Origin of the sequence: Salipaludibacillus daqingensis (assembly GCF_029891575.1) — a bacterium.
GTDB lineage: Bacteria > Bacillota > Bacilli > Bacillales > Salisediminibacteriaceae > Salipaludibacillus > Salipaludibacillus daqingensis.
Genome location: NZ_JARZHF010000011.1, coordinates 26,015 through 46,595, shown reverse-complemented (window position 1 = coordinate 46,595; position 20,581 = coordinate 26,015). Strand labels below are relative to the sequence as shown.

The 20,581-nt window shown below is 37.4% G+C and carries 17 protein-coding genes; 13 read left to right on the top strand and 4 right to left on the bottom strand.

Going from position 1 to position 20,581, the window contains the following annotated elements; all coding sequences use genetic code 11:
* Positions 1-7 precede the first annotated feature (7 nt).
* The 3 genes from QDN89_RS19025 to QDN89_RS19015 all read left to right on the top strand — a co-directional run bounded on the left by QDN89_RS19025 (position 8) and on the right by QDN89_RS19015 (position 3,713).
* Positions 8-1,291 carry a TRAP transporter large permease gene (locus QDN89_RS19025; RefSeq protein WP_280771757.1) on the top strand — a complete coding sequence of 428 codons (1,284 nt, stop codon included), beginning with the start codon at positions 8-10 and terminating at the stop codon, positions 1,289-1,291.
* Positions 1,292-1,600: 309 nt separating this feature from the next.
* Complete coding sequence (locus QDN89_RS19020; protein WP_280771756.1) at positions 1,601-2,629, top strand: DUF3231 family protein; 1,029 nt, start codon at positions 1,601-1,603, stop codon at positions 2,627-2,629.
* 853 nt (positions 2,630-3,482) lie between these two features.
* Complete coding sequence (locus tag QDN89_RS19015; protein ID WP_280771755.1) at positions 3,483-3,713, top strand: hypothetical protein; 231 nt, start codon at positions 3,483-3,485, stop codon at positions 3,711-3,713.
* 215 nt (positions 3,714-3,928) lie between these two features.
* On the opposite strand, the gene QDN89_RS19010 is transcribed toward QDN89_RS19015, so the two are convergent.
* Positions 3,929-4,840: a ferritin family protein gene (locus QDN89_RS19010; RefSeq protein ID WP_280771754.1), complete on the bottom strand. Its 912-nt coding sequence runs from the start codon at positions 4,838-4,840 to the stop codon at positions 3,929-3,931.
* A gap of 283 nt (positions 4,841-5,123) precedes the next feature.
* Here QDN89_RS19010 and QDN89_RS19005 point away from each other — a divergent pair, with 283 nt between their 5' ends.
* From QDN89_RS19005 to QDN89_RS18995, 3 genes are all read left to right on the top strand, one after another.
* Entirely contained in the window at positions 5,124-7,166 is a 2,043-nt protein-coding gene (locus tag QDN89_RS19005) for a catalase (protein WP_280771753.1), read from the top strand.
* Positions 7,167-7,620: 454 nt separating this feature from the next.
* Complete coding sequence (locus tag QDN89_RS19000; protein WP_280771752.1) at positions 7,621-8,667, top strand: GGDEF domain-containing protein; 1,047 nt, start codon at positions 7,621-7,623, stop codon at positions 8,665-8,667.
* 486 nt (positions 8,668-9,153) lie between these two features.
* Entirely contained in the window at positions 9,154-9,930 is a 777-nt protein-coding gene (locus QDN89_RS18995) for a metal-dependent hydrolase (RefSeq protein WP_280771751.1), read from the top strand.
* A 67-nt stretch (positions 9,931-9,997) separates the two neighbouring features.
* Here the strand turns inward: QDN89_RS18995 and QDN89_RS18990 are convergent, their stop codons facing one another.
* Complete coding sequence (locus tag QDN89_RS18990) at positions 9,998-10,216, bottom strand: hypothetical protein (RefSeq protein WP_280771750.1); 219 nt, start codon at positions 10,214-10,216, stop codon at positions 9,998-10,000.
* Positions 10,217-10,599: 383 nt separating this feature from the next.
* On the opposite strand from QDN89_RS18990, the gene QDN89_RS18985 reads away from it, so the two are divergent.
* The gene (locus QDN89_RS18985) at positions 10,600-11,079 is read left to right on the top strand and encodes a hypothetical protein (RefSeq protein ID WP_280771749.1); all 480 of its coding nucleotides are present in this window, start codon (positions 10,600-10,602) and stop codon (positions 11,077-11,079) included.
* Positions 11,080-11,926: 847 nt separating this feature from the next.
* Positions 11,927-13,285 carry a 23S rRNA (uracil(1939)-C(5))-methyltransferase RlmD gene (gene rlmD, locus QDN89_RS18980; RefSeq protein ID WP_280771849.1) on the top strand — a complete coding sequence of 453 codons (1,359 nt, stop codon included), beginning with the start codon at positions 11,927-11,929 and terminating at the stop codon, positions 13,283-13,285.
* A gap of 227 nt (positions 13,286-13,512) precedes the next feature.
* Here the strand turns inward: rlmD and QDN89_RS18975 are convergent, their stop codons facing one another.
* The gene (locus QDN89_RS18975; protein WP_280771748.1) at positions 13,513-14,430 is read right to left on the bottom strand and encodes a cupin domain-containing protein; all 918 of its coding nucleotides are present in this window, start codon (positions 14,428-14,430) and stop codon (positions 13,513-13,515) included.
* Between the two features lie 175 nt (positions 14,431-14,605).
* Here QDN89_RS18975 and QDN89_RS18970 point away from each other — a divergent pair, with 175 nt between their 5' ends.
* On the top strand, positions 14,606-14,776 hold the full coding sequence (locus QDN89_RS18970; RefSeq protein ID WP_280771747.1) for a hypothetical protein: 171 nt from the start codon (positions 14,606-14,608) through the stop codon (positions 14,774-14,776).
* Positions 14,777-14,921: 145 nt separating this feature from the next.
* On the opposite strand, the gene QDN89_RS18965 is transcribed toward QDN89_RS18970, so the two are convergent.
* Entirely contained in the window at positions 14,922-15,872 is a 951-nt protein-coding gene (locus tag QDN89_RS18965; protein ID WP_280771746.1) for an alpha/beta hydrolase, read from the bottom strand.
* Positions 15,873-16,116: 244 nt separating this feature from the next.
* On the opposite strand from QDN89_RS18965, the gene QDN89_RS18960 reads away from it, so the two are divergent.
* The 4 genes from QDN89_RS18960 (at position 16,117) to QDN89_RS18945 (ending at position 20,548) form a co-directional block, all read left to right on the top strand.
* Complete coding sequence (locus tag QDN89_RS18960) at positions 16,117-16,809, top strand: DUF421 domain-containing protein (RefSeq protein ID WP_280771745.1); 693 nt, start codon at positions 16,117-16,119, stop codon at positions 16,807-16,809.
* Between the two features lie 295 nt (positions 16,810-17,104).
* The gene (locus QDN89_RS18955) at positions 17,105-19,042 is read left to right on the top strand and encodes an ATP-dependent DNA helicase (RefSeq protein ID WP_280771744.1); all 1,938 of its coding nucleotides are present in this window, start codon (positions 17,105-17,107) and stop codon (positions 19,040-19,042) included.
* A gap of 167 nt (positions 19,043-19,209) precedes the next feature.
* Positions 19,210-19,344: a hypothetical protein gene (locus QDN89_RS18950; protein WP_280771743.1), complete on the top strand. Its 135-nt coding sequence runs from the start codon at positions 19,210-19,212 to the stop codon at positions 19,342-19,344.
* A gap of 223 nt (positions 19,345-19,567) precedes the next feature.
* Positions 19,568-20,548, top strand: coding sequence for a DUF3895 domain-containing protein (locus QDN89_RS18945; protein ID WP_280771742.1), 981 nt, complete (start codon positions 19,568-19,570; stop codon positions 20,546-20,548).
* The last annotated feature ends 33 nt before the right edge of the window (positions 20,549-20,581 follow it).

Below are 20,581 nucleotides of genomic sequence, written 5' to 3'. Positions count from 1 at the left end.
GGATAATATGACACTTCTAATTTTTCTGGTTACATTAATGCTGTTTATATTATTAGGGGTACCTATTGCTTTTTCTTTATTAATAAGTGGGATTGCATTAATGATGTATATGGATTTATTCAGTACACAGCTTGTATCACAGAATTTAATAAACGGAGTCAATAATTTCCCCCTCATGGCTGTACCGTTTTTCATTCTCGCAGGAGAATTGATGAATAGAGGCGGTCTCTCAAAAAGAATTATTGATTTCAGCATGACACTTCTTGGTCATGTGAGAGGTGGACTTGGTTATGTGGCAATCCTTGCTTGTCTATTATTTGCAGGGTTATCAGGTTCAGCAGTTGCCGATGTTGCTGCACTTGGTGCTATTCTTATTCCGATGATGGCAAAGGCTGGATATGATCGGAACCGTTCAGCAGGCTTAATCGCAGCTGGTGGAATTATTGCTCCCATGATTCCTCCAAGCGTCTCAATGATTTTATTTGGCGTTACAGGTGGTGTTTCGATTTCGCAATTGTTTATGGCTGGGATTATTCCAGGTATTTTAATGGCTGTTGGATTAACTATTGCCTGGTGGTTGGTTATGAGAAAGGATACATCGGTTGAAAAGTTTCCAAAAAAACCATTGAAAGAAATGCTTATTTCTTCTAGACACGCTGTATGGGCCCTTGTGCTCCCGATGATTATTGTTGTCGGGCTTCGCGGAGGAATTTTTACACCTACAGAAGCTGCAGTTATTGCTGTTGCGTATGCATTTTTCGTAGGTTTTTTTATCTATCGAGAATTGAAACTGAAGCATCTATTTTCAGCATTTTTAGTAGCAGCAAAGATGACAAGTATTGTGTTATTTCTTGCAGCTGCAGCATTGTATTGCGCTTGGTTGATTACCGTAGCAAATATCCCACGTGTCATTACGGAATTTCTTGGTCCATTTATTAATCAACAGCTTTTGTTGCTTGTTTTAATCGTAATCATTGTTATTGTTATTGGGACTGTAATGGATTTGACACCAATGATTTTGATTTTAACACCATTGCTTATGCCGGTTGTGGCTGAAGCAGGGATTCACCCTGTGTATTTCGGAGTTATTTTTATCCTTGCTAATAGTATTGGTTTACTTACACCTCCGGTTGGAACTGTTCTAAACGTAGCGTGTGGTGTTGGTAAAATTGGGATGGTCGATATTGTAAAAGGAGTCTGGCCATTCCTACTGGCACATATTGTGATTTTAATTTTGTTAATACTATTTCCAGGCATTATTCTTGTGCCTCTAGATTGGTTCATTAATTGACGAATAAATGCGAACTCCTTCAATAGGAAACTTTGGGGGAGTTCATTTGTGTACCAGCATATAATTGAGGTAATAATGGGATGAGAGTCATGATTCTTAATCTTTATATTCATCAAAAAATTCGTTCTTGATTACTGATGGAGTGAAGGAGTTTTGGGTTAAAATGTTCAATTGTTTGTTCGTCTCTTTTTTAACATTTATACGCTATTTTGTCGAAGTATAACATTACAATTAAGCACGAATATATCGTGTGAATTTAGGAAAAGTTATCCTTAAGTTAAATTCTATTGGAGGAGGAAGAGAACGGAAATGGTTGGAAAATTGAGATTAACTTCTGCTGAATTAACCTATTTGTGGAATACGTATATGAATGATACTGGTGCCATTTGTCATTTAGAACACGAATTACACAATGCTGAGGATGAAGAAATAAAACCTTTGATCCTACATGCTTTAGAAATATCAAAATCGCATATTAAAAAAATAACAGACATACTAAAAAAAGAAAATTATCCCGTTCCATATGGCTTCAAGTTGAATGAAGATGTAGATGTTCGTGCTCCGAGGTTATTTTCTGATAGCTATGCTTTAATTGCTACAAATATTCTAGGTAAAACTGGTCTGTGTGCATATAGTACAGCATTACCTTTTGCAGTAAGAGATGATGTTTATCATTTTTTTAGTAATTGTTTAAGGGAATCAGATGAGATTATAAGACAAACGAATGAAGTCATGTTATCTAAGGGTTTATATAGTAAGTCGCCCTATCTTCCAACACCTGAAAACGTTGATTTTGTAAAAAAGAAAAGTTTTCTTGCGGGGTACTTCGGGGATAAAAGACCATTATTGGGAACTGAAATTACGAATTTATATGCCAACTTCCAACGAAATGCACTAGGATCAGCCACTATGATTGGGTATAGTCAAGTTGCAAATAAGAGTGATGTCACTGACTATATTTTAAGAGGAAAAGAAATAGCACAAAAGCATTGTGAGATATTTGGAAATTATTTAAATGAACATGATCTGCCAAGTCCTGCGACGTGGGGTGCTGAAGTGACAGATTCAACGACATACACATTTTCTGACAAAAAAATGTTATTTTACGTTACACTCTTAACGTCACTTAGTGTTGGGTATTACGGTGCCAGTATATCAGCGAGTCCAAGAAGAGACATTGGAGTCATGTACAGTAGGCTGATAGGTGAAATCTTAAAGTTTGCTGATGATGGGACTAAAATGATGATTAAGTATGGCTGGCTAGAAGAACCACCGAGGGCGCTGGACCGTGATGAATTAGCAAATAAACATAAAGAATCATTTATTGGAGGTTATTAACTGGAGAATCATTGGAACTGTATCTTACAGTTCCAGAAATATGTGCTGATATGTGAATATATGAAATACCGCGCGAATATTATGATTAAATAAATGGATGGGATAAGCTCCAATGATTTTACAAAAATTTGAAACATCACTATTTTCATATTTAGTTTAGGCATCTTATGTTTCATTGATGCCTATATTTGTTTGCATGTTTTGATGGTGGAGCGTTCGGATTTTACCAAGATGGAGGGTTTATATAATATCAGACTTTATTATCATTTGATCGTCAACGTATTTTATGAGGAACTTGGAACTTGTTTTAGAATCCTTTCCGGTTCTAGCGACAGCCAAGCCAACAATCAACATTATTCTAGAAGAAGGAGAATGAGTAAATCACGATTCCAGTTTATATTTGGTCAGATCAACCTGGGAATGATTTCTAACTTTTATTTCCTTTCCATTATATTGGAGCATGTGAACCGTCATTATTTTCTAAGAGTAGTAAACAAGACACGGAACTCCATAACGCATTGGATTTTTCACGGTGAAAATCTTATGTGTTTTTATTATTGTATTAATAATTTATTTTGAAAGTCCGAATATATGACTAACAAAAAACACCACTCCACCTATGGGATATAATTCGATTCCTGATATTTTTTTAGAATGAATGGACTGATCACTCTTTAGAAGATTCCTATATTTTATTTCCATTTAGTTACATTGATGCGTGAGAACCGTCCTCATTTCACACACCCATTTCAGACATTGTATATGTAAAAATATTGAATTAGTGGAACTTATAAGTGTTTTGTTCGTAAATCAAATAGAGATAGAAAAATAAGTTATAAAAGGTGGAGATTTAATGCAATTAGAAATTATTTTATCTATAGTAATTGGAATTATTATCATAGGGATGGGTTATTTGGTAATTAAGAAAAAAGCACTATTTCTAATAAATTTTAATTCATGGACTGTTTTTGGTGAACACCAAGGTTTGTTTGCTAAAATTTTTGGAACAATCTTAATAATTATAGGTACTGTAGTGGTATTACTACCATTTCTATTAGGGACTGAAAACATAAATCCGTTGTAATGGTGAGATAATTTAAAAAATAAACACCAACATATCTAAAAAATAGTTAGGAATAGGGGGAGGTTTAAGTTTTTTCTTTCTCTAATTATTGTTTTATTAGATTCATAGATCTTGTTAGCACTAATTGAATCGCAACTAGATGAGTCCGCTACTATGTCCTGGTGGCTTAATATCGATTAGGGACGACGTAATCGCCCCAGAATCTGAGAATTAAATTAATTTCTAGCAAGCCCTCTTTCAAATGCTGCTAAATGGTTTATAGAGGCATTTCGTAGTTGGGTAAAGACAACTCTTACATCATTAGGGATACTTACGGATAAAAATCGATCGTACATAGCTATGTTTTCTATTTCTCCTTGAACGCCTTCAGCATAGGCTGCCTTAATATTTTCTGGAGTTGAAACAAAGGATTGAGAAATATCATTTGGTAATGGTACTTGATAACGATCGAAAAGTGGTAATAATGCACGTATATGTCTCATTTCTGCATCTCTAATTTGTACAAACGTTCTTATGTTGCCAAATGTTTCGATTATGTTGTTATATCTTGCTTGGGCCAAGTATTCGTCCTGAAGGGCATACGTCAACATTTGAGGTAAGGATAGTGTTGAAGCACTTAAAGCTCCTTCAGCACCATAACTTTCCATTTGTCGGTGGTGATTAGCTACATTTGAATGTTCTGTTAAAAAAAATAAAAACCAAACAGCGTGATTTTGTTCATCTAATGCTGCACGCCGAAATCTATCTTTAATGGTCATATCCTGTGCTTTATCCGAGATGTCTAAATAAAAATCGACTGCTTCTTGTTCATCTTTAAAGGCAAATTCAATACCTTCTCTATATTTTTCTGGGCATTCTTCAGTCATTTGATAAGATGGCTGACTCCCTGATAAATTTGTATAAATTTTACTGAATTCCTCAAGATGTCTTTTATCATCTGTTTGTATTTCAAGTATGGTGCTCCTTTCCTCTGGTGATGGTGCAAGGTTGGCTAATTTATCATAACAAGTAACAGCACTATACTCAGCATTCATAGCTTTTTGGATATCATTCAATAGTTGACTATCCGACGCCGTCCGATAAAAATGATAATTATACGGCACATCAAATGGTTGATTTGAGTACATGATTGTCCTCCTTCAGTTTAGCAGTCAAGTTATCATATGTATCCAAAGTAGGTTAAAGTGCATGGACTATTTTATTCATTGGGTACTTTTTATACAAATAACGATTAAGCAGAAGAAAGTTGAAAACGTCAGTACTCGTTTTGTTCTTAAAAGATTTTTATCGTAAATTCCCATATCATTCCAATGATACATGAGAACCGTCCCCATTTAACACGAGTTTGTTTAATCACAAATTCAGCTGGGTAATAATTACATATATTGTTTTTATGAAAGGAAGGTTTTAATGTCGGAGGAATATAAAAATAATGACGGGAATAGCAAAAAGGAACAGTTGGAAAAGTTTACAACAGACGATCGAGGAAAAAAGCTAACAACCAATCAAGGTTTAAAAGTGTCTGAAGATGAATTTTCCTTGAAAGCAGATGAACGCGGGCCAACGCTTATGGAAGATTTTCATTTCCGTGAGAAAATGACTCATTTTGATCATGAGCGTATCCCTGAACGCATTGTTCATGCACGCGGTTTCGCAGCCCACGGCGAATTTCAAGTATACGAGTCAATGAAGAAGTACACGAAAGCTGGATTTCTACAAGATCCCTCCAAAATAACACCTGTTTTTGTCCGTTTTTCGACTGTCGCAGGTTCACGTGGATCTGGAGAGTTGGCAAGGGATGCTAGAGGATTCTCTACAAAATTTTACACAGAAGAAGGAAACTACGATTTAGTAGGAAATAATATTCCGGTATTTTTCATTCAAGATGCAATTAAATTTCCAGATCTGGTACATGCATTAAAGCCGGAACCACATAACGAAATACCTCAAGCAGCATCAGCACATGACACTTTTTGGGATTTCATAGCAAACAATCAGGAATCGGCTCATATGGTGATGTGGGCGATGTCTGACCGAGCGATACCGAGAAGTTTTCGAATGATGGAAGGATTTGGTGTTCATACTTTCCGTTTTGTTAATGAGGAAGGGAAGGCTCATTTTGTGAAGTTCCATTGGAAACCTGTGCTTGGAACGCATTCAGTCGTATGGGATGAGGCACAAAAAATCAATGGAAAGGATCCAGACTTTCATCGGCGAGACTTATGGGAATCTATCGAAAACGGTGAATATCCAGAATATGAGTTAGGTGTACAGATCCTTTCGGAAGAAGACGAATTTAAATTTGATTTTGATATCCTAGATCCTACAAAGCTTTGGCCGGAAGAGGATGTGCCGGTAAAACTAATTGGAAAAATGACGCTCAATCGTAATGTTGATAATGTATTTGCTGAAACGGAACAAGTGGCCTTTCATCCAGGGAGTGTCGTGCCAGGTATTGATTTTTCCAATGATCCGTTACTACAAGGACGGTTGTTTTCTTATACGGATACGCAATTAATTCGTCTTGGTGGTCCTAATTTTCACGAGTTGCCGATTAATCGCCCTGTTTGTCCTTTCCATAATAACCAGCGTGATGGATACGGCCGTCAAACGATTAACAAAGGTCCTGTTAGCTATCATAAAAATTCACTTGCCGCAAACACACCGGAGCCAGCAAGTGAAAGTGAAGGTGGATTTACACATTATCAAGAAAAAGTGGAAGGTCACAAAGTGCGTGCACGAAGTGATAGTTTTAAAGACCACTTTTCTCAAGCTACTTTATTCTGGAATAGCATGAGTAAACCGGAAAAAGACCACATCATTAATGCGTTCAGTTTTGAACTTGGGAAAGTGGAGAGTGAATTTATACAGCAACAAGTAGTTGATATGTTCGGCAAGGTAAGCAAGGAATTGTCTACAGCATTTGCAGAGGCGATTGGAGCCAATTCTCCGCAAGGGGAAGATAGTGTAGTTACGAAATTTTCCCCTGCGTTAAGTCAGGAAAATACGAAGAAAAAGCCGGAAACTCGTAAAGTTGCAGTGATCATTTCCAGTGGTTTCCAAGGAGATGAAGTAAGAACCATTTTAGATGCTTTGAAAGAAAAAGGCGTTCAGTCAGAGTTATTAAGTGATAAATTAGGCAAAGTAAATGGGAATGATGGAACAGAGTTAGAAGTTAATCATACGTTTCTAACGGCTGATTCTGTGTTGTTTGATGCTGTATATGCAGTTAGTGGTAGTGAACAGCCCACTTCTTTCCAGAAGAAAGCGACTTACTTTATCGATGAGGCATTTTCACACTTCAAACCAATAGGTGCTACACATGAAGGGAAGATGTTGTTTAAAGACAATATGGAAAATAGCCCAGGTGTTATTTATGATGATGGAAAGGGATTTGCTGAGCGATTCATTGAGGCAATTTCTGCTCATCGACACTGGGATCGTGAAGTTTAATAGAATGATGAAAAGGCTCTTACAAAAGCCCTTACTAATGAGAAACCCTGTTGTGATTTTGTCACAACAGGGTTTTCTGTATGGAAAACCTAAGTAGTTTTATTATCTGGTTTGATCAATTGCTGTCTCTATTCGGAAACCAAGACCCCACTAAGGTTTAGGGGTAATCATTACATACATCTTCTGTCTCATGGGACATTCTTCTCTTCTATCGAGTATTCCTCCCTTTAATCGTAGAAATTTAATTTATCATAATCTTAAAACCTTATTTAAGTGAATTTTCTTAATATCAACCTATGAATGGTATACATTTCACTTCCATTTAATTACAATGGGGAATGAGAACCGTCCCCATTTAACATTTAATAAATAATTCCAAATAATATTATATTAATCTATTTTTTACATTATAATAAAGGGAAGAAGACCACTATTTTAATAGGATGTGGAGACAATGAGAACGTTATTTAAGGATGCTTACCACTCAGATCATGCACTTGAAATTATTTTTTCCTCTTTGCGCTGGTTTTTCTTACTATTGTCCGTCGTAGTCTTCTTTGTTCAATATATTGAAAATCCAAGTCTCATCAAACTTTACCTATTTATATCGTTGGTTGTTTTTGGGCTGTTCTATATGGGTATTTCAGATTATTATTTACATAAATCAACAGAAGGATCGAGAATGTATACGTTAATGACTAAAGGTGGACCATTCTTTGACTTTATTGCCTTTTCTGCTCTTGTCCCACTAACTGGTGGCATCGAAAGTCCGTTGTTTCCATTAGCATATTTAATCATTTTACATGTGGCAGTTTATTGGAAATTAATAGGTGGTATGATAGCTGCTTTTCTGTTTATTTTGTTATACTCTATCGTTTTTTTCTTACAGGGTGATATCTTCTCACTTACTAGTTTTATTAGTTATATTGTTCAGGTTGTATTTTTGTTTCTCATGGGTTTCATAGGGGGAATTATTGTTTCAAGAGAAAGAAGGCAACATTCAGAAAAAAACATGTTCGAGAAAGCTGCAAACCAGGATTATCTCACGAATTTATTAAATCACCGTTCTTTTCAGGAACATTTACGGAAGGATTTAGAAAACGATAAAGATTTTTACATTGTACTTACTGACATAGATAGGTTTAAGTTAATAAATGATAAGTACGGACATGTATCTGGAGATAACGTATTACGTCAAATTGGAACAATTCTACAATCTATTATTCCAGAAAAACAAGGGAACGTTTTTCGATATGGAGGAGAAGAATTTGCCATCATCTTATATAATAATGACCAAGAGGAAGTGAACAAGTTAATTCTTGAAATGAAAGAATCGATTTCCAACCATGTTTTTTACTGTGAAGGAGAAGCTTTTTCGGTAACGATGAGTTTTGGAAGCTGTAAACAAAATGGCGAAAATCCAGACCAGTTAGTTGAAAAAGTCGATAAATTACTTTATACAGCAAAAGATAAGGGGAGAAATCAAATTGTTTATGGATAAAAACAACTATGAGTAAGGCGACTCAAGAAACCATCACTCTCTCCGAAAATCGGTCGAAATGACCCGTGTTCATGCAAAAGTGGAAAAAATATAAAAAATGCTGTGCTGGTTGAATTTCTTTTATTACAGACATTTGAATGTCAATAAAGCCCAAGCTAGTAAACTTTTTTGTGACTAGCTTGGGCTTTATTTCTTTAATAAAGGTATTAATAGGATGCTTCTAGAAGTTCTAGATAGATAATGGTAAATGAGAATCGAGATGACGATGGAGTCAAACGAAGGTAAGTATCAAAAGAATGTGTTAGAAATGAAGGACCATTGTTTTCAAAGAATGGATCAAGAATTTCTCCAGTGATAACTGTACGACTGAATTTAACGGAATATTATGAAAACGAAGTTGCGATCTTTAACTAAAAATGGAAAGGAGCTTGGAGGCAAAGCATAGAGTGAAACAGAGTCATAAATACTAAAACAGGAGTGAAAGAAATGAAAATTCTTCGGCTAGGTCATGCGATGTATGTCTTTACAAGTGCAGCGGGGAATAAATATTTGATTGATCCATTTTTTGATATGAATCCAGGGTGTCCAGAGGAATACACGAGAGAGTCTTATTTGAAAACGATTGACTGTGTATTTCTTACTCACGGGCATTTTGATCATACGAGTGGGTTGGATAAATTAAAGGAAGCGAATCCTGAAGTGATGGTCGTTGCATCATACGAATTGGCGCTTATTTTGATGCAAAAAGGAATGAAAAATATCATGCCTATCAATTTGGGAGGTTGTGTGCCTTTTAGTGATGTGAATGTGACGATGGTGCAGGCGAGACATTCTTCTTCGTATGGGGAGACGGAAGGGGCACCGATCTATGCAGGGGAATCTGCGGGGTATGTCTTCGAATTCGATAAGGACCAGACCATCTACCATTCTGGGGATACGAATATCATGTTGGATATGGAATTGATTCAAGACCTTTATGAACCAACAGTTGCGATTTTATCGTCTGGTGGCCATATGACGATGGGACCTAGAGAAGCAGCATATGCGGTGAAGCATTTATTGAATGTTGGAATCGTCATTCCTAGTCATACGTTTACTTCGAAAGAAAAGGCAGTTCGACCGAATGTTTTGGATCATTTATTAGAAGCGTTTCCTGTCATCAGTAAAATGATGGATAAAGACAATGATTTGAAAGAATTGTTAGAGGATTATGAGCAAACGGATGTGGTCGTATTAGAATGCGGGGAGGAGAGGAGGTTTTGATGAAAGGTTGAGAATTAGTTTAGTTGTGAATGCCTAGGTGAGATAGGGATGTCACCTAATCAATGAATTACAAGTTCAAACTGTACAAAATATAAAAACCTTCTTTTCCGCTGTCATCTAGGAAAGAAGGTTTTTTATATTTCTTCTGATTCATATAATCTTTTTTCGTTTTTGTTGTTTTTGAATTCATATTGATAAAAATATACGGACTTCGATCCCGTTCAGGATTTCTCCTTCCTTCGCGTACTAACTTGTTTCGCTGCTTTTTGGCATTCGATTGGGCCATGAAAATCACTCCTACCTTTTTTAACACTAGCTTTATTATATCAGATTTGCTCATATCGGATGATCCAGCGTTTATTACATCAAGGGTAAGACACATTTTTTGAAAAAGAATGTGTCTCATATGTTTTGTCATATAAGGTGGAGTCCAAAGGAAATGCACATATACATCCTTACAACAAGTAATAATTAAAAAAACGGAAGAAAATATTATTCTGAGTTTTGTGCTTATTTAAATAGATTAATTATGAAAGTGATTCTTGTATTAGTAGGGATGTTCTTCTGCTTAACCAAGTAGGTGTTTCAGTTACTTTTATCGGATGTATCGAATAAATATATGATCCGAGAGTAACACTACACATAAATTAATGAGGGGAGATTAATTACATGAAACAGATTATTCTCTGGTTACTCTTGATATTGCCTTGGGCGTCTTTGTTTTTTTTGAAAATGGATACTGTGCGCAGGTATATGCCGGTCGCTCTATTTATGACCGTTATTCATACCTTATCTTATCAAGCGGCTTACCATTACGGATGGTGGAATGAGGCAAATTCTAGTCTTTTCGGGTGGGATAAAGTCGTCCCAGTTCCTTGGGTCTATGGACCATATTTGGTTATAGTTATCTGGATATTCCACTTTACTTTCGGGAAATTTTGGATGTACTTGATTGTCAATATACTTTTGGATGGGGGATTTATGTACATCGTTTACCCGGTATTGCAACGGGTCGGACTTGTTTCGAGTGATTCGACTATGTCTACAATAGTTATTGTTGCTATGATGATCGGTTTTGCGCTTATCATCTATCTGTATCAACTGTGGCAGGAGAAAGAGTTCAAACAGACCAGCGAAACTTATAAATGATTAAGAACTGACTTGATGCTTTCATTTGAGAAGGAAAGCGAAGTAATGGAAAACATAGACATCGCTGATTCAAAGACTTGTCCATTTTGATTTTATGAAAGCGATTACCTTGCTCCTCAAACTGTACGAAGTAGTAGATTCCGTAAATTCTAAAATGGTTTGGCCTGCACCTTGTTAGTTCTTTTTATCGCTACAATCAGTTACAAAATCGTAATCCCTATAGGGGGACTCCAAAAATCATAACCCGATGTTACGATCGTATGCATCTGCCATGGTCCTTGATCATCCGTTGTATGGAAAAGATTAGTGAAGTAAAACGCTTGATTAAACGTTTAACACTAACCTTTTGGAACGTCAAAGTAGGAACCCTTAATTTTAAGGAGTTCTCTTCTTGCTTTGAAGGCTCATTACGGAATAACCCTTTTTCATTTCTTAATAAATAGTACTTATAAAATTGTTTTTGCCATCGATTCAGTTTCTCTATGGATGCTGACTTTATCTAAAAAGGGAAAATCGTTTGGTGAGTCTAATAATTTCGCAAGTGTTTCACAGAACTATTTATCGTTCTTAGGCGAGAAGACTCCTTCCTCAAGTGCTTTAGAGGGAGGGGGTAGTTCAATATGAGAGGGTTCTATTTTTTGATTTGCAAAGAGTACATATGGTTACATTTAATTAATATCTACTTAAGATAATGGATTCCAAATTCTTTACTCGTGCCTTATAATAGAGAAAGAAATTCTGACTCACAAACTACTTTTCATTTATTAAAAACAGGAACTTTAAAAACAATGTAAAAGAGTTACACCTATCGAAGGAGGAACATGCATTGAGTGTTAATGGAGAAACAATGGTTGTGGAAGTTAACCATTTAGATAATAGAGGTTCAGGCCGAGCGGCTACGTGGCGGAAAAATGAATTAGGAAATGAAAAAAAGTTAAAACTGACGATCCCACGGACGCTACCAGGAGAAAAAGTAAAAGTGACGGTAGATCAGCCGGAACGTAAAAGAAGAAAAGCAGTCGCTGACGAAATCATAGAATCTAGTTTAGAAAGAGTAGAAGCGCCATGCCCTCATTTTGATAAATGTGGAGGGTGTGTTTGGCAGCATTGGTCTTATGATGGGCAGTTACATTATAAGACAGACCATGTAAAACAACTACTAGAGGAACAAGGTTTTGATCCAACTCTCGTGAAAGAAACGATTGGGATGGAAGAGCCTTGGCGTTATCGAAATAAGATGGAATTTACGTTTTCGGAAGAGGGAGATCTTGGCCTTCATGAACAAGGGAATTGGCGAAAAATTATCCCTTTAGAAACGTGCTTGATAGCAGGAGAAGGCATGGTAGAAGCTACGATGGCTGTCTCTCAGTGGGTGAAAGATCATCAGTTACCAGGTTACATTAAAGATATGCATGAAGGGTTACTAAGACACTTAATGGTGAGACAGTCTTTTGCAACAGGAGAAATCATGCTCGCTATTGTTGCAACGGAATCACCTGACGGCCGTCTTCAAACAGCTGTTGATGATTTAGTCGAGAGGATCGGACGTTTTCCTAACGTAAAAAGCTTGTTATGGCTTGAAAACACCGATTGGGCTGATCGAGCGCAGGCTGAAAAAATTCATCTTTTAGCTGGACGAGATTATATTTATGATGAAATGGCCGGGTACCGTTTTCGTCTTTGGTTCGATACATTTTTCCAAACGAATCCAGCTCAAGCCGAAAAATTAGTGGAACTGGCTCTAGAGTTATCTCAACCGAGATACTCGGAAAAGATGATTGATTTATTCTGTGGTGTAGGCACGTTTTCCCTGCCATTTGCCAGCAAAGTAAAAAAACTTGCAGGTATTGAAATCGTGGAAAGTTCCATCGAATCAGCGAAACGTAATGCACAAGACAATGGTCTTTTGAACACGACTTTTTTAGCAAAAGATGCTAGAAAAGGAATTGATCAAATGTTAGAGAGTTTTGGCAAACCTGACCTCCTTATGCTTGATCCACCGCGTTCTGGTGCAGGTGGGAAAGTGATGAGAAGAATTGGACGTGCTGTGCCAAATCGCATCGTCTATGTATCGTGTAATCCAGAAAGTTTTGCAGAAGATATTAAAGAATTAGAACCGTTTGGTTACACCTTAAAGGTCGTTCAACCTGTCGATTTATTCCCACATACGGTTCACGTGGAGATTGTTGCTATCCTCGAGAAGTAATGATTAGGTAGTTTAGTGAAAAGAAGGTTCCAAGCCCAAATGCTTTTCTACTGCATAGGGGATTGGAACCTTTCTTTAATTATGCGATTCACTATAAACTTTACTTTTTCATACAGCACTTTTTATATATTTTCCCGCGACGTTTTCGGGAAGTAAAGAAAGCATATAGTGCCCGAAGCGAGATAGCGTTGAAGATGAAAGGCAGTAAGCGAGATAGATAGCGCCTTTTAGTGGTGTTCTTCTGCTTCCATGGCAATCGCTTTTGTTTCATGAACGGTACCAAATGGATGTTCAGGTGGGGCATAGATAGAGTAGAGTTTGATAGGTTCATTTCCTGTATTCGTTAGATTGTGCCACCTTCCGGCAGGAACAAAGATCGCATAATCTGCATAGACATGTTCTTCAAAATCTACATCATCTTCACTGTCACCCATTTGCACGAGTCCTTGCCCTTGTTCTAAACGTAGAAATTGATCAAGATTAGGATGCACTTCTAAACCGATGTCGCCGCCAACTTCGATACTCATTAACGTCAATTGCAAATGTTCACCTGTCCATAAAGCCCTGCGGTAGTTATCGTTTTGTTTCGTAACATCTTCCATGTTAACGACAAAAGATTGTGACCCATAGTCTCCATGTGTTTGCTCGTTTGAAGCATCCGCATTTAAATATTCCAACCTTGAAGCAATCTCTCTTTGCGCATTGGAAGCGATTAAAAAGGCGTGTTGAACTTGAGGATATGGAGTAGATAAACCACTACGTTGAAATTCTTCATATCCTTCCATATCTGCTTGGTAGGCCTTTTCTAACCCTTCACTATAGCTATCAAAAGTTTCTGTTTCGGTTTCGTACTCAGGTTGTTTTCCAGTAAGTGAGAAATATAGATTGGTAAATTGATTTAAATGGCCTCTTTTGTTTTCTAAAGCATGAAGAATGTCATTCTTATGGCTTTCGTTAGGCGCGGCATCGGCTAATTGGCGATATAGATCAATGGATGATGCTTCTCGTTTAATGCCATCGAGAATATCTTCAATTAATTGTTTGTCGCTACCTTGGCTGTTTCGCGACATCCCGTTTGTGTTATAAACTGGGGTGTTTACATGAGGGTAATAAGGGTTTGGATACGTTATTGGAGCATAATACATCTCAGTCATTCCCTTCCTTTGGATTACAACATTATCCTATGCCTATGTTTGGATTTTGTACGTCGATTCCTATTTAGTGATTTAAAATGGGCATTTGTCCGAAGAATGGTTGGATGAAACCACGATTATTTGGTTACCTTAACGATTCAAAGACTTATAATGTTGGAGGGCTAAGATGAATAATAATGATAAAAAACAGCAAAAAACGGTATTTAAAGATAATCAAGAGATGGTTCCAGAAGGAAGGCTTCCAGGGAATAGGGAAGATCGTAGTGATAAGTTGGCAAAAGCGAATTCTGAAGACATTCGATTCAAGAATGCGGACGATATATATGAGGAGTATTAAAGGAAGAGGCACAATTCACAGCTTTTGATTCGTTTTCGCTTTTCTGTCGGTGCGATAATAATAGAAAAAAAGCCCAATTTTCTCTTATTGAGATTGGGCTTATGATGCCGATATTTTATCGAAAAAATGAACGTTTTTTGTTATGTTATTCCTCGATATTTTCTTCAATGAAATCGGTTAATCGTTGTTGGTATTCTGTCGTTGCAACGGTATAGGCTTTGACGTGACCAGCTTCCGGAACTGTCCATAACGTTTTATCACCGCTCGCTGCGTCATATAGTTGATGGGACATAGATTCAGGTACGAGTTCATCTGCTTCTCCATGAATGATAAACAAAGGCACGTTATTTTTGGCAACTTGGTCCACGGCAGATGCTTCAGTGAAGCCAAATCCAGCTCTTGCCTGAGTCAGTCCACTTGTGACTTGCATAATAGGAAAGGAAGGGAGGTTATATAAATGTTCGAGCTGATAGGTTAAGATATCTTCTGCGGATGTATAACCACTGTCAGCAATAATGCCGTTTACTTGTGAAGGGAGTTCTTCGCCACTGGTCATTAAAACGGTAGCGGCACCCATCGAAACGCCGTGAAGAAATATACTGCTGCTGTTTTTTTCCTCTATGAGTTGTTCTGTCCATTGTTTTAAATCAAGACGATCATGCCAGCCGAAACCGATATAGTCACCTTCGCTTTCTCCATGTCCTCTTAAATCGGGAATGAATACATCAAAACCTTGGTCATAATAAAATTGCACAAAGTCAGCCATATTTTCTCTCTCATTTCGAAAGCCATGAGCGAGTAGTACCGTTTTATCAGCAGAGTTTTCCTGTTCTAGGAAATGACCTTCTAGTAAAAGATCGTCATAAGAAGTCATTGTTAACGTTTCAAACGTCTGGTTCTCATACCATTCTGTTGCTTCCTCAATCAGCCGTTCATTTTCGCGATCCACCATCACTGGGATCGCTTCGTCTTCTCTGTGAAGTTCTGTTGCTGTACCGCGCTTCACGGCTTCATTATAGAAATAATCTCCCGCAAATGTTAAAGCAATAACTGCTAAAACAAGGAAACTGATTAGGATCGTAATTATTTTTTTCACAACTCTCTCTCCCCGCTTTAAAAATCTAGTAAAGGTACTCCTGTCATATTATGCCACAAAAGACTAACTTTTTGGGAGTGAGAAGACTTAGGAGCAGGAAGATTTAGTTAAGAATGGAGCCTATTTTAAATAATGAGATTAAGATATAGCTGTTTATGGCATTTATACGTCTTGCCAATGAGGTATAAATAAGTGTAAGTAGACGATAATGTGGATGAAGATTCATAGTAAAGGATGAGAAAAAATGAATCAATATTTATCCATTATATCGGAGTTAGTTTTTGGTTTTGTCTTATTATTTATCGTTATACGACTGTTAGGGAAAACCCAGTTTGCACAAATTACTCCTTTTGATTTTATATCGGCGATTATTTTAGGGGAACTAGTAGGGAATGGTGTATTCGACGACCAAGTGAAAATTAGTCAAATAGCAGTGGCGATACTAACTTGGGGAGCGATTATTTATACGGTAGAGATGTTGACGGAAAAGTTTATGAAAACGAGAAAACTGCTTGTAGGGGAGCCGAATATTGTTATACGTGAAGGGAAGATTGAAAGAGATGCCTTAAAAAAAGCCAAATTAGATATGAATAGTTTACAAAGTCTAATCAGGCAAGAAGGCTACTTTTCTTTGCAAGAAGTAGAATATGTCATCATGGAATCTAATGGTAAAATTAGTGTTTTGCCTAAATCAGAATATGACCTGCCTAAAACGAGTGATTTCAATATGCCACCTAAACCTGTTCATTTACCGACTGGTTTGATTTTAGATGGGGAAGTTGTTCCGGACAATTTAACGGAAATTGGATTTGATGAACATTGGTTACAAGCGCAATTAGCGATGCAAAACGTTGCCACTTTTAAAGAAGTCCTTTACGCGGAGTGGAGCAAAGATAGAGGCTTATATGTGGTGAAGTACGAAAAGAAATCGAGTTAAACGATAACGGCTTTTTTCATGCGTAACGGAGTGGGAGACGACAGGAAGATAAATCAACATGGAGTTAAAAAAAATGGGCAGTTTTTTAATGTAAGAAAATTATCATGAGCACTCGTCATTGATTTCTATATTTTCACCATTATATTTCCCTTTACTTCAGGCAACTTTTAGTATATGATTTGTTCCTTCAGATGTCTTTTTCAAAAATTGAGCGGACGGTCATTTATTTCAGTTGTTGATCATTTTTTTGCAACACGAGAACCGTCTCCATCAACCAAAAGGGGTTACTTTCTTCATGGCGAAACTTCCATTTACGATTTCAAAAACAGAAAATTTCTTTCAAAAACTCGGGGATTATGTGGGGGATGTCTTTTACGACATTTTACCTGAGCAAGGGTATGAACTTCGAGATGAACAAATATATATGGCTTTTCAGCTTGAACAGGCTTTTAAAAATAAATCAACGATGTTTGCGGAAGCGGGAGTTGGTACAGGTAAAACGTTTGTCTATTTGCTCTATGCTATTTGTTATGCCCGTTATCACCGCAAACCAGCGATTATTTCTTGTGCTGATGAGACGTTAATTGAACAGCTTGTGAAAGAAGAGGGAGATATTAAAAAGTTAGAACGAGCGCTTGGCATCTCTCTGGATGTTCGATTAGCTAAATCACGTGAACAGTATGTATGCATGAAAAAACTAGATCCGCTAGCACATAAAACAGAAGATGAAGATATTTTGCAAGTTCATGATAACATTCCTGATTTTGTTTATGACCAAGGTTCTTCTATGCAATCATTTGAGCGTTACGGAGATCGAAAAGAATATCCTTGGGTACCAAATGATGCGTGGGAAAAAGTTTCTTGGGATCCTCTTCAACAATGTTCCACTTGTGATTGGCGTCATCGATGTGGTCAAACGTTAAACCGTGATTATTATCGACAGTCGTCCGATTTGATTATTTGTTCGCATGATTTTTACGCGGAACATGTATGGACGAAAGAATCCCGACAACGAGAAGGCCAATTACCTTTGTTACCGGAAGCTAGTTGTGTCGTGTTTGATGAAGGGCATTTGTTAGAATTTGCGGCGCAGAAAGCGTTGACGTACCGGTTTGAGTCGACAACGTTATCTACCGTGCTGACGGAATACATGAGTCAAGATGTCCGAGAAGAATCGTTAGTCCTCATCGAAGATATTTTAGCTCTTCACGATGAGTGGTTTGATTTAATAACCGATTCAGCTTCTTTAGTAGAAGGATCAAATCGAAAAGAAGTACCGAGGTCTAAAAAAATGATGGACCTTGCTTCCAACATAAACGATAAAGTTCACTTATTACTAGAACAACTCGTTTTTGACACGGAAATGTTTACGATAGATGATTACCACGTGAAAATCATTGAAGAGTATTTAGAGTTTTTCTCTTATGGGTTAGGCGTTTTATTACAAGGCAATCAAGGTGTCTTTTGGCTAGAAGAGAACGAGTCGCAAAGCTCCTTTGTGATTATGCCTCGTTTAGTGGAAGATGTTCTAAAAAATGACGTGTTCTCTCAAAATATCCCGTTCATTTTTTCATCAGCAACGTTGTCTCAAGCAGGTGATTTCAGCTATATCGCCGATAGTTTAGGCATTGAAAAATATGAGTCCTTTGTTGTTCAATCGCCATTTGATTACGACGAGCAAATGAAAATCTATGGTCACGTTCAGGAAACGGAATCGGAAAAATGGCAAGGTGTTGCAAACCAACTGAAAAAGAGCAGTGGGGAATCGTTAGTGTTATTTTCGTCAAAAGAGGAAATGGATCGCTTCCGCAATTGGGCCGACCAGAACTCTTGGGATTTCCCGGTATTTTATGAAGGAGATCAGGAGATTAGTGGCTTGGTGAAGAAATTCCAACAAGATCAATCTTCCGTCTTTTGTTCTTATAACTTATGGGAAGGGTTAGACGTTCCAGGTGAGTCATTGTCACAAGTCATTATCGCATCTTTACCATTTCCACCTCATGACCCAGTATTTGAGGCGAAGCGAAAACATACGGACAATCCTTTAGAAGAGGTAGACACTCCATACATGATTCTTCGTTTACGACAAGGGATTGGTCGCTTGATCCGAACGAGTCAAGACAATGGAACAATCAACATTTGGTTCGATCAATGGCAAAAAGATGTTTATGAAAAAGAAATTCAACAAGTACTTCCTGTCGAAATAAAATGGGGAATGACGATAACGAAATAGATCGAACGAGACGATCGTGTACGAGTTATGTGGTTTTTAATGAGGACGCTTGGATGATTGCTATCCAAGCGTTTCTTTTTGATGTTGGAATAGGCGCTTTTTTACGTTGGTGTAGTTTGTGATATCATTTAATTAATGTGGAGGGAATAGTGAGGGGGCAAGATAATTTGCAAAAAAGAATAAGAGATTATGGCGTGAAAATTGGTAAACTGAAACCGGGGCTTCGTAATAAAATAACAGACGTCAATGGCGTCACGGTTGGCCATGCTACGATTGATGACGGTGCGATCAAAGCGGATTGACTGCGATAATAACACTTGGAGGCAATGTTTTTCATTAGAAGAATATATCGATAATTTCATATAGTTCGTGACGTTGTAACTGTGAGAGGATTATAATTGGGAGAGTCTACTTATTAAATAGATGCTAGAGAAGAGAACGGTGAGGGATTGTGTTTCACGGTTTAAATGTAGGAATGCCGCACAAGAACCGTCCCCATTTTTCATTACATAGAGGTGAATGGATATGAAGGATATATTAACGAAGGATGAAAGAGATAGCTATTTAAATAGTGTTACGGAAGAGCAGAAGGAATTTCTTAACCATCATGTGAGACGTGGGAAGAAAACGATATTTGCTAATTTGATGGCCAAAGATAAAGGGATTGTTCTACCAGAGGACACAGATAGTGCAGAAATTGAACATTTACTAGAAGGATGGATATTGATAGATTATATTGATAATGGGTTTGTGAATGAGGAAACGCCGTGCGAATGTGGGCGACCTCTTCGGTATCAGTATATTGTCAAACACAATGTTACGAATGAAATCCGAACATTTGGCATCAATCATTTTGAAGAGCACACAGGGTTGCCTGCTGAGATCGTCAAAGATATTAAAAGTGGTTTCTTGAAGATTGATTATGAGATGGATGAGCTACTCCTGAAACTTCAGCAACACTGGAAATTAGAGGATGTGATTCCATTTATCCCTGAGGATTTCACGTATCCGAATGATATAGAAAAACATTTAGCTGCAAATGTTCCGTTGTTAGACCGCCAAATACATCGGTTAAAACAACAAATAGCCTCCATTGATAGAGGCTATGACATCCCTCGAAGAGATGATGATGAGGTAGATGAAACAAAAAGAAACCTTTCTCATATGGATCGCTTTTACGAGGCGCAAGAACCTGATCCACTCAATTTATTTAGTGAAGAAGAGATGCCATCACCGAAAAATGAAAAAGACTTGCAAGCGTATGTGCTTCCGAACGAATATCGGGATGCAGTGATTAAATATTTAGAGGAAGGCGTAACGAGTGCGAGAGTAATCTGTGAATTGCTCATTAAAAACAACCGCGCTCCTAACGATAGGTATTACTTTTCAGAGCGTCCGAAAATCTATGTGCCTGTTTGCTTTTACTTAGATTTGCTTGTCAGTAGAGGCAAAGCAGCCCATATTGGAGCACGAGATCTTGATGATCGGTATTATCAGTTGGTATAGAGTACCGAACGTGTGCCGAACGGGGACGGTTCT

Coding starts and splice junctions, on each gene's coding strand:
- QDN89_RS19025 (WP_280771757.1), top strand. CDS start 8: ATGACACTTCTAATTTTTCTGGTTACATTAATGCTGTTTATATTATTA.
- QDN89_RS19020 (WP_280771756.1), top strand. CDS start 1,601: ATGGTTGGAAAATTGAGATTAACTTCTGCTGAATTAACCTATTTGTGG.
- QDN89_RS19015 (WP_280771755.1), top strand. CDS start 3,483: ATGCAATTAGAAATTATTTTATCTATAGTAATTGGAATTATTATCATA.
- QDN89_RS19010 (WP_280771754.1), bottom strand. CDS start 4,840: ATGTACTCAAATCAACCATTTGATGTGCCGTATAATTATCATTTTTAT.
- QDN89_RS19005 (WP_280771753.1), top strand. CDS start 5,124: ATGTCGGAGGAATATAAAAATAATGACGGGAATAGCAAAAAGGAACAG.
- QDN89_RS19000 (WP_280771752.1), top strand. CDS start 7,621: ATGAGAACGTTATTTAAGGATGCTTACCACTCAGATCATGCACTTGAA.
- QDN89_RS18995 (WP_280771751.1), top strand. CDS start 9,154: ATGAAAATTCTTCGGCTAGGTCATGCGATGTATGTCTTTACAAGTGCA.
- QDN89_RS18990 (WP_280771750.1), bottom strand. CDS start 10,216: ATGGCCCAATCGAATGCCAAAAAGCAGCGAAACAAGTTAGTACGCGAA.
- QDN89_RS18985 (WP_280771749.1), top strand. CDS start 10,600: ATGAAACAGATTATTCTCTGGTTACTCTTGATATTGCCTTGGGCGTCT.
- rlmD (WP_280771849.1), top strand. CDS start 11,927: ATGGTTGTGGAAGTTAACCATTTAGATAATAGAGGTTCAGGCCGAGCG.
- QDN89_RS18975 (WP_280771748.1), bottom strand. CDS start 14,430: ATGTATTATGCTCCAATAACGTATCCAAACCCTTATTACCCTCATGTA.
- QDN89_RS18970 (WP_280771747.1), top strand. CDS start 14,606: ATGAATAATAATGATAAAAAACAGCAAAAAACGGTATTTAAAGATAAT.
- QDN89_RS18960 (WP_280771745.1), top strand. CDS start 16,117: ATGAATCAATATTTATCCATTATATCGGAGTTAGTTTTTGGTTTTGTC.
- QDN89_RS18955 (WP_280771744.1), top strand. CDS start 17,105: ATGGCGAAACTTCCATTTACGATTTCAAAAACAGAAAATTTCTTTCAA.
- QDN89_RS18945 (WP_280771742.1), top strand. CDS start 19,568: ATGAAGGATATATTAACGAAGGATGAAAGAGATAGCTATTTAAATAGT.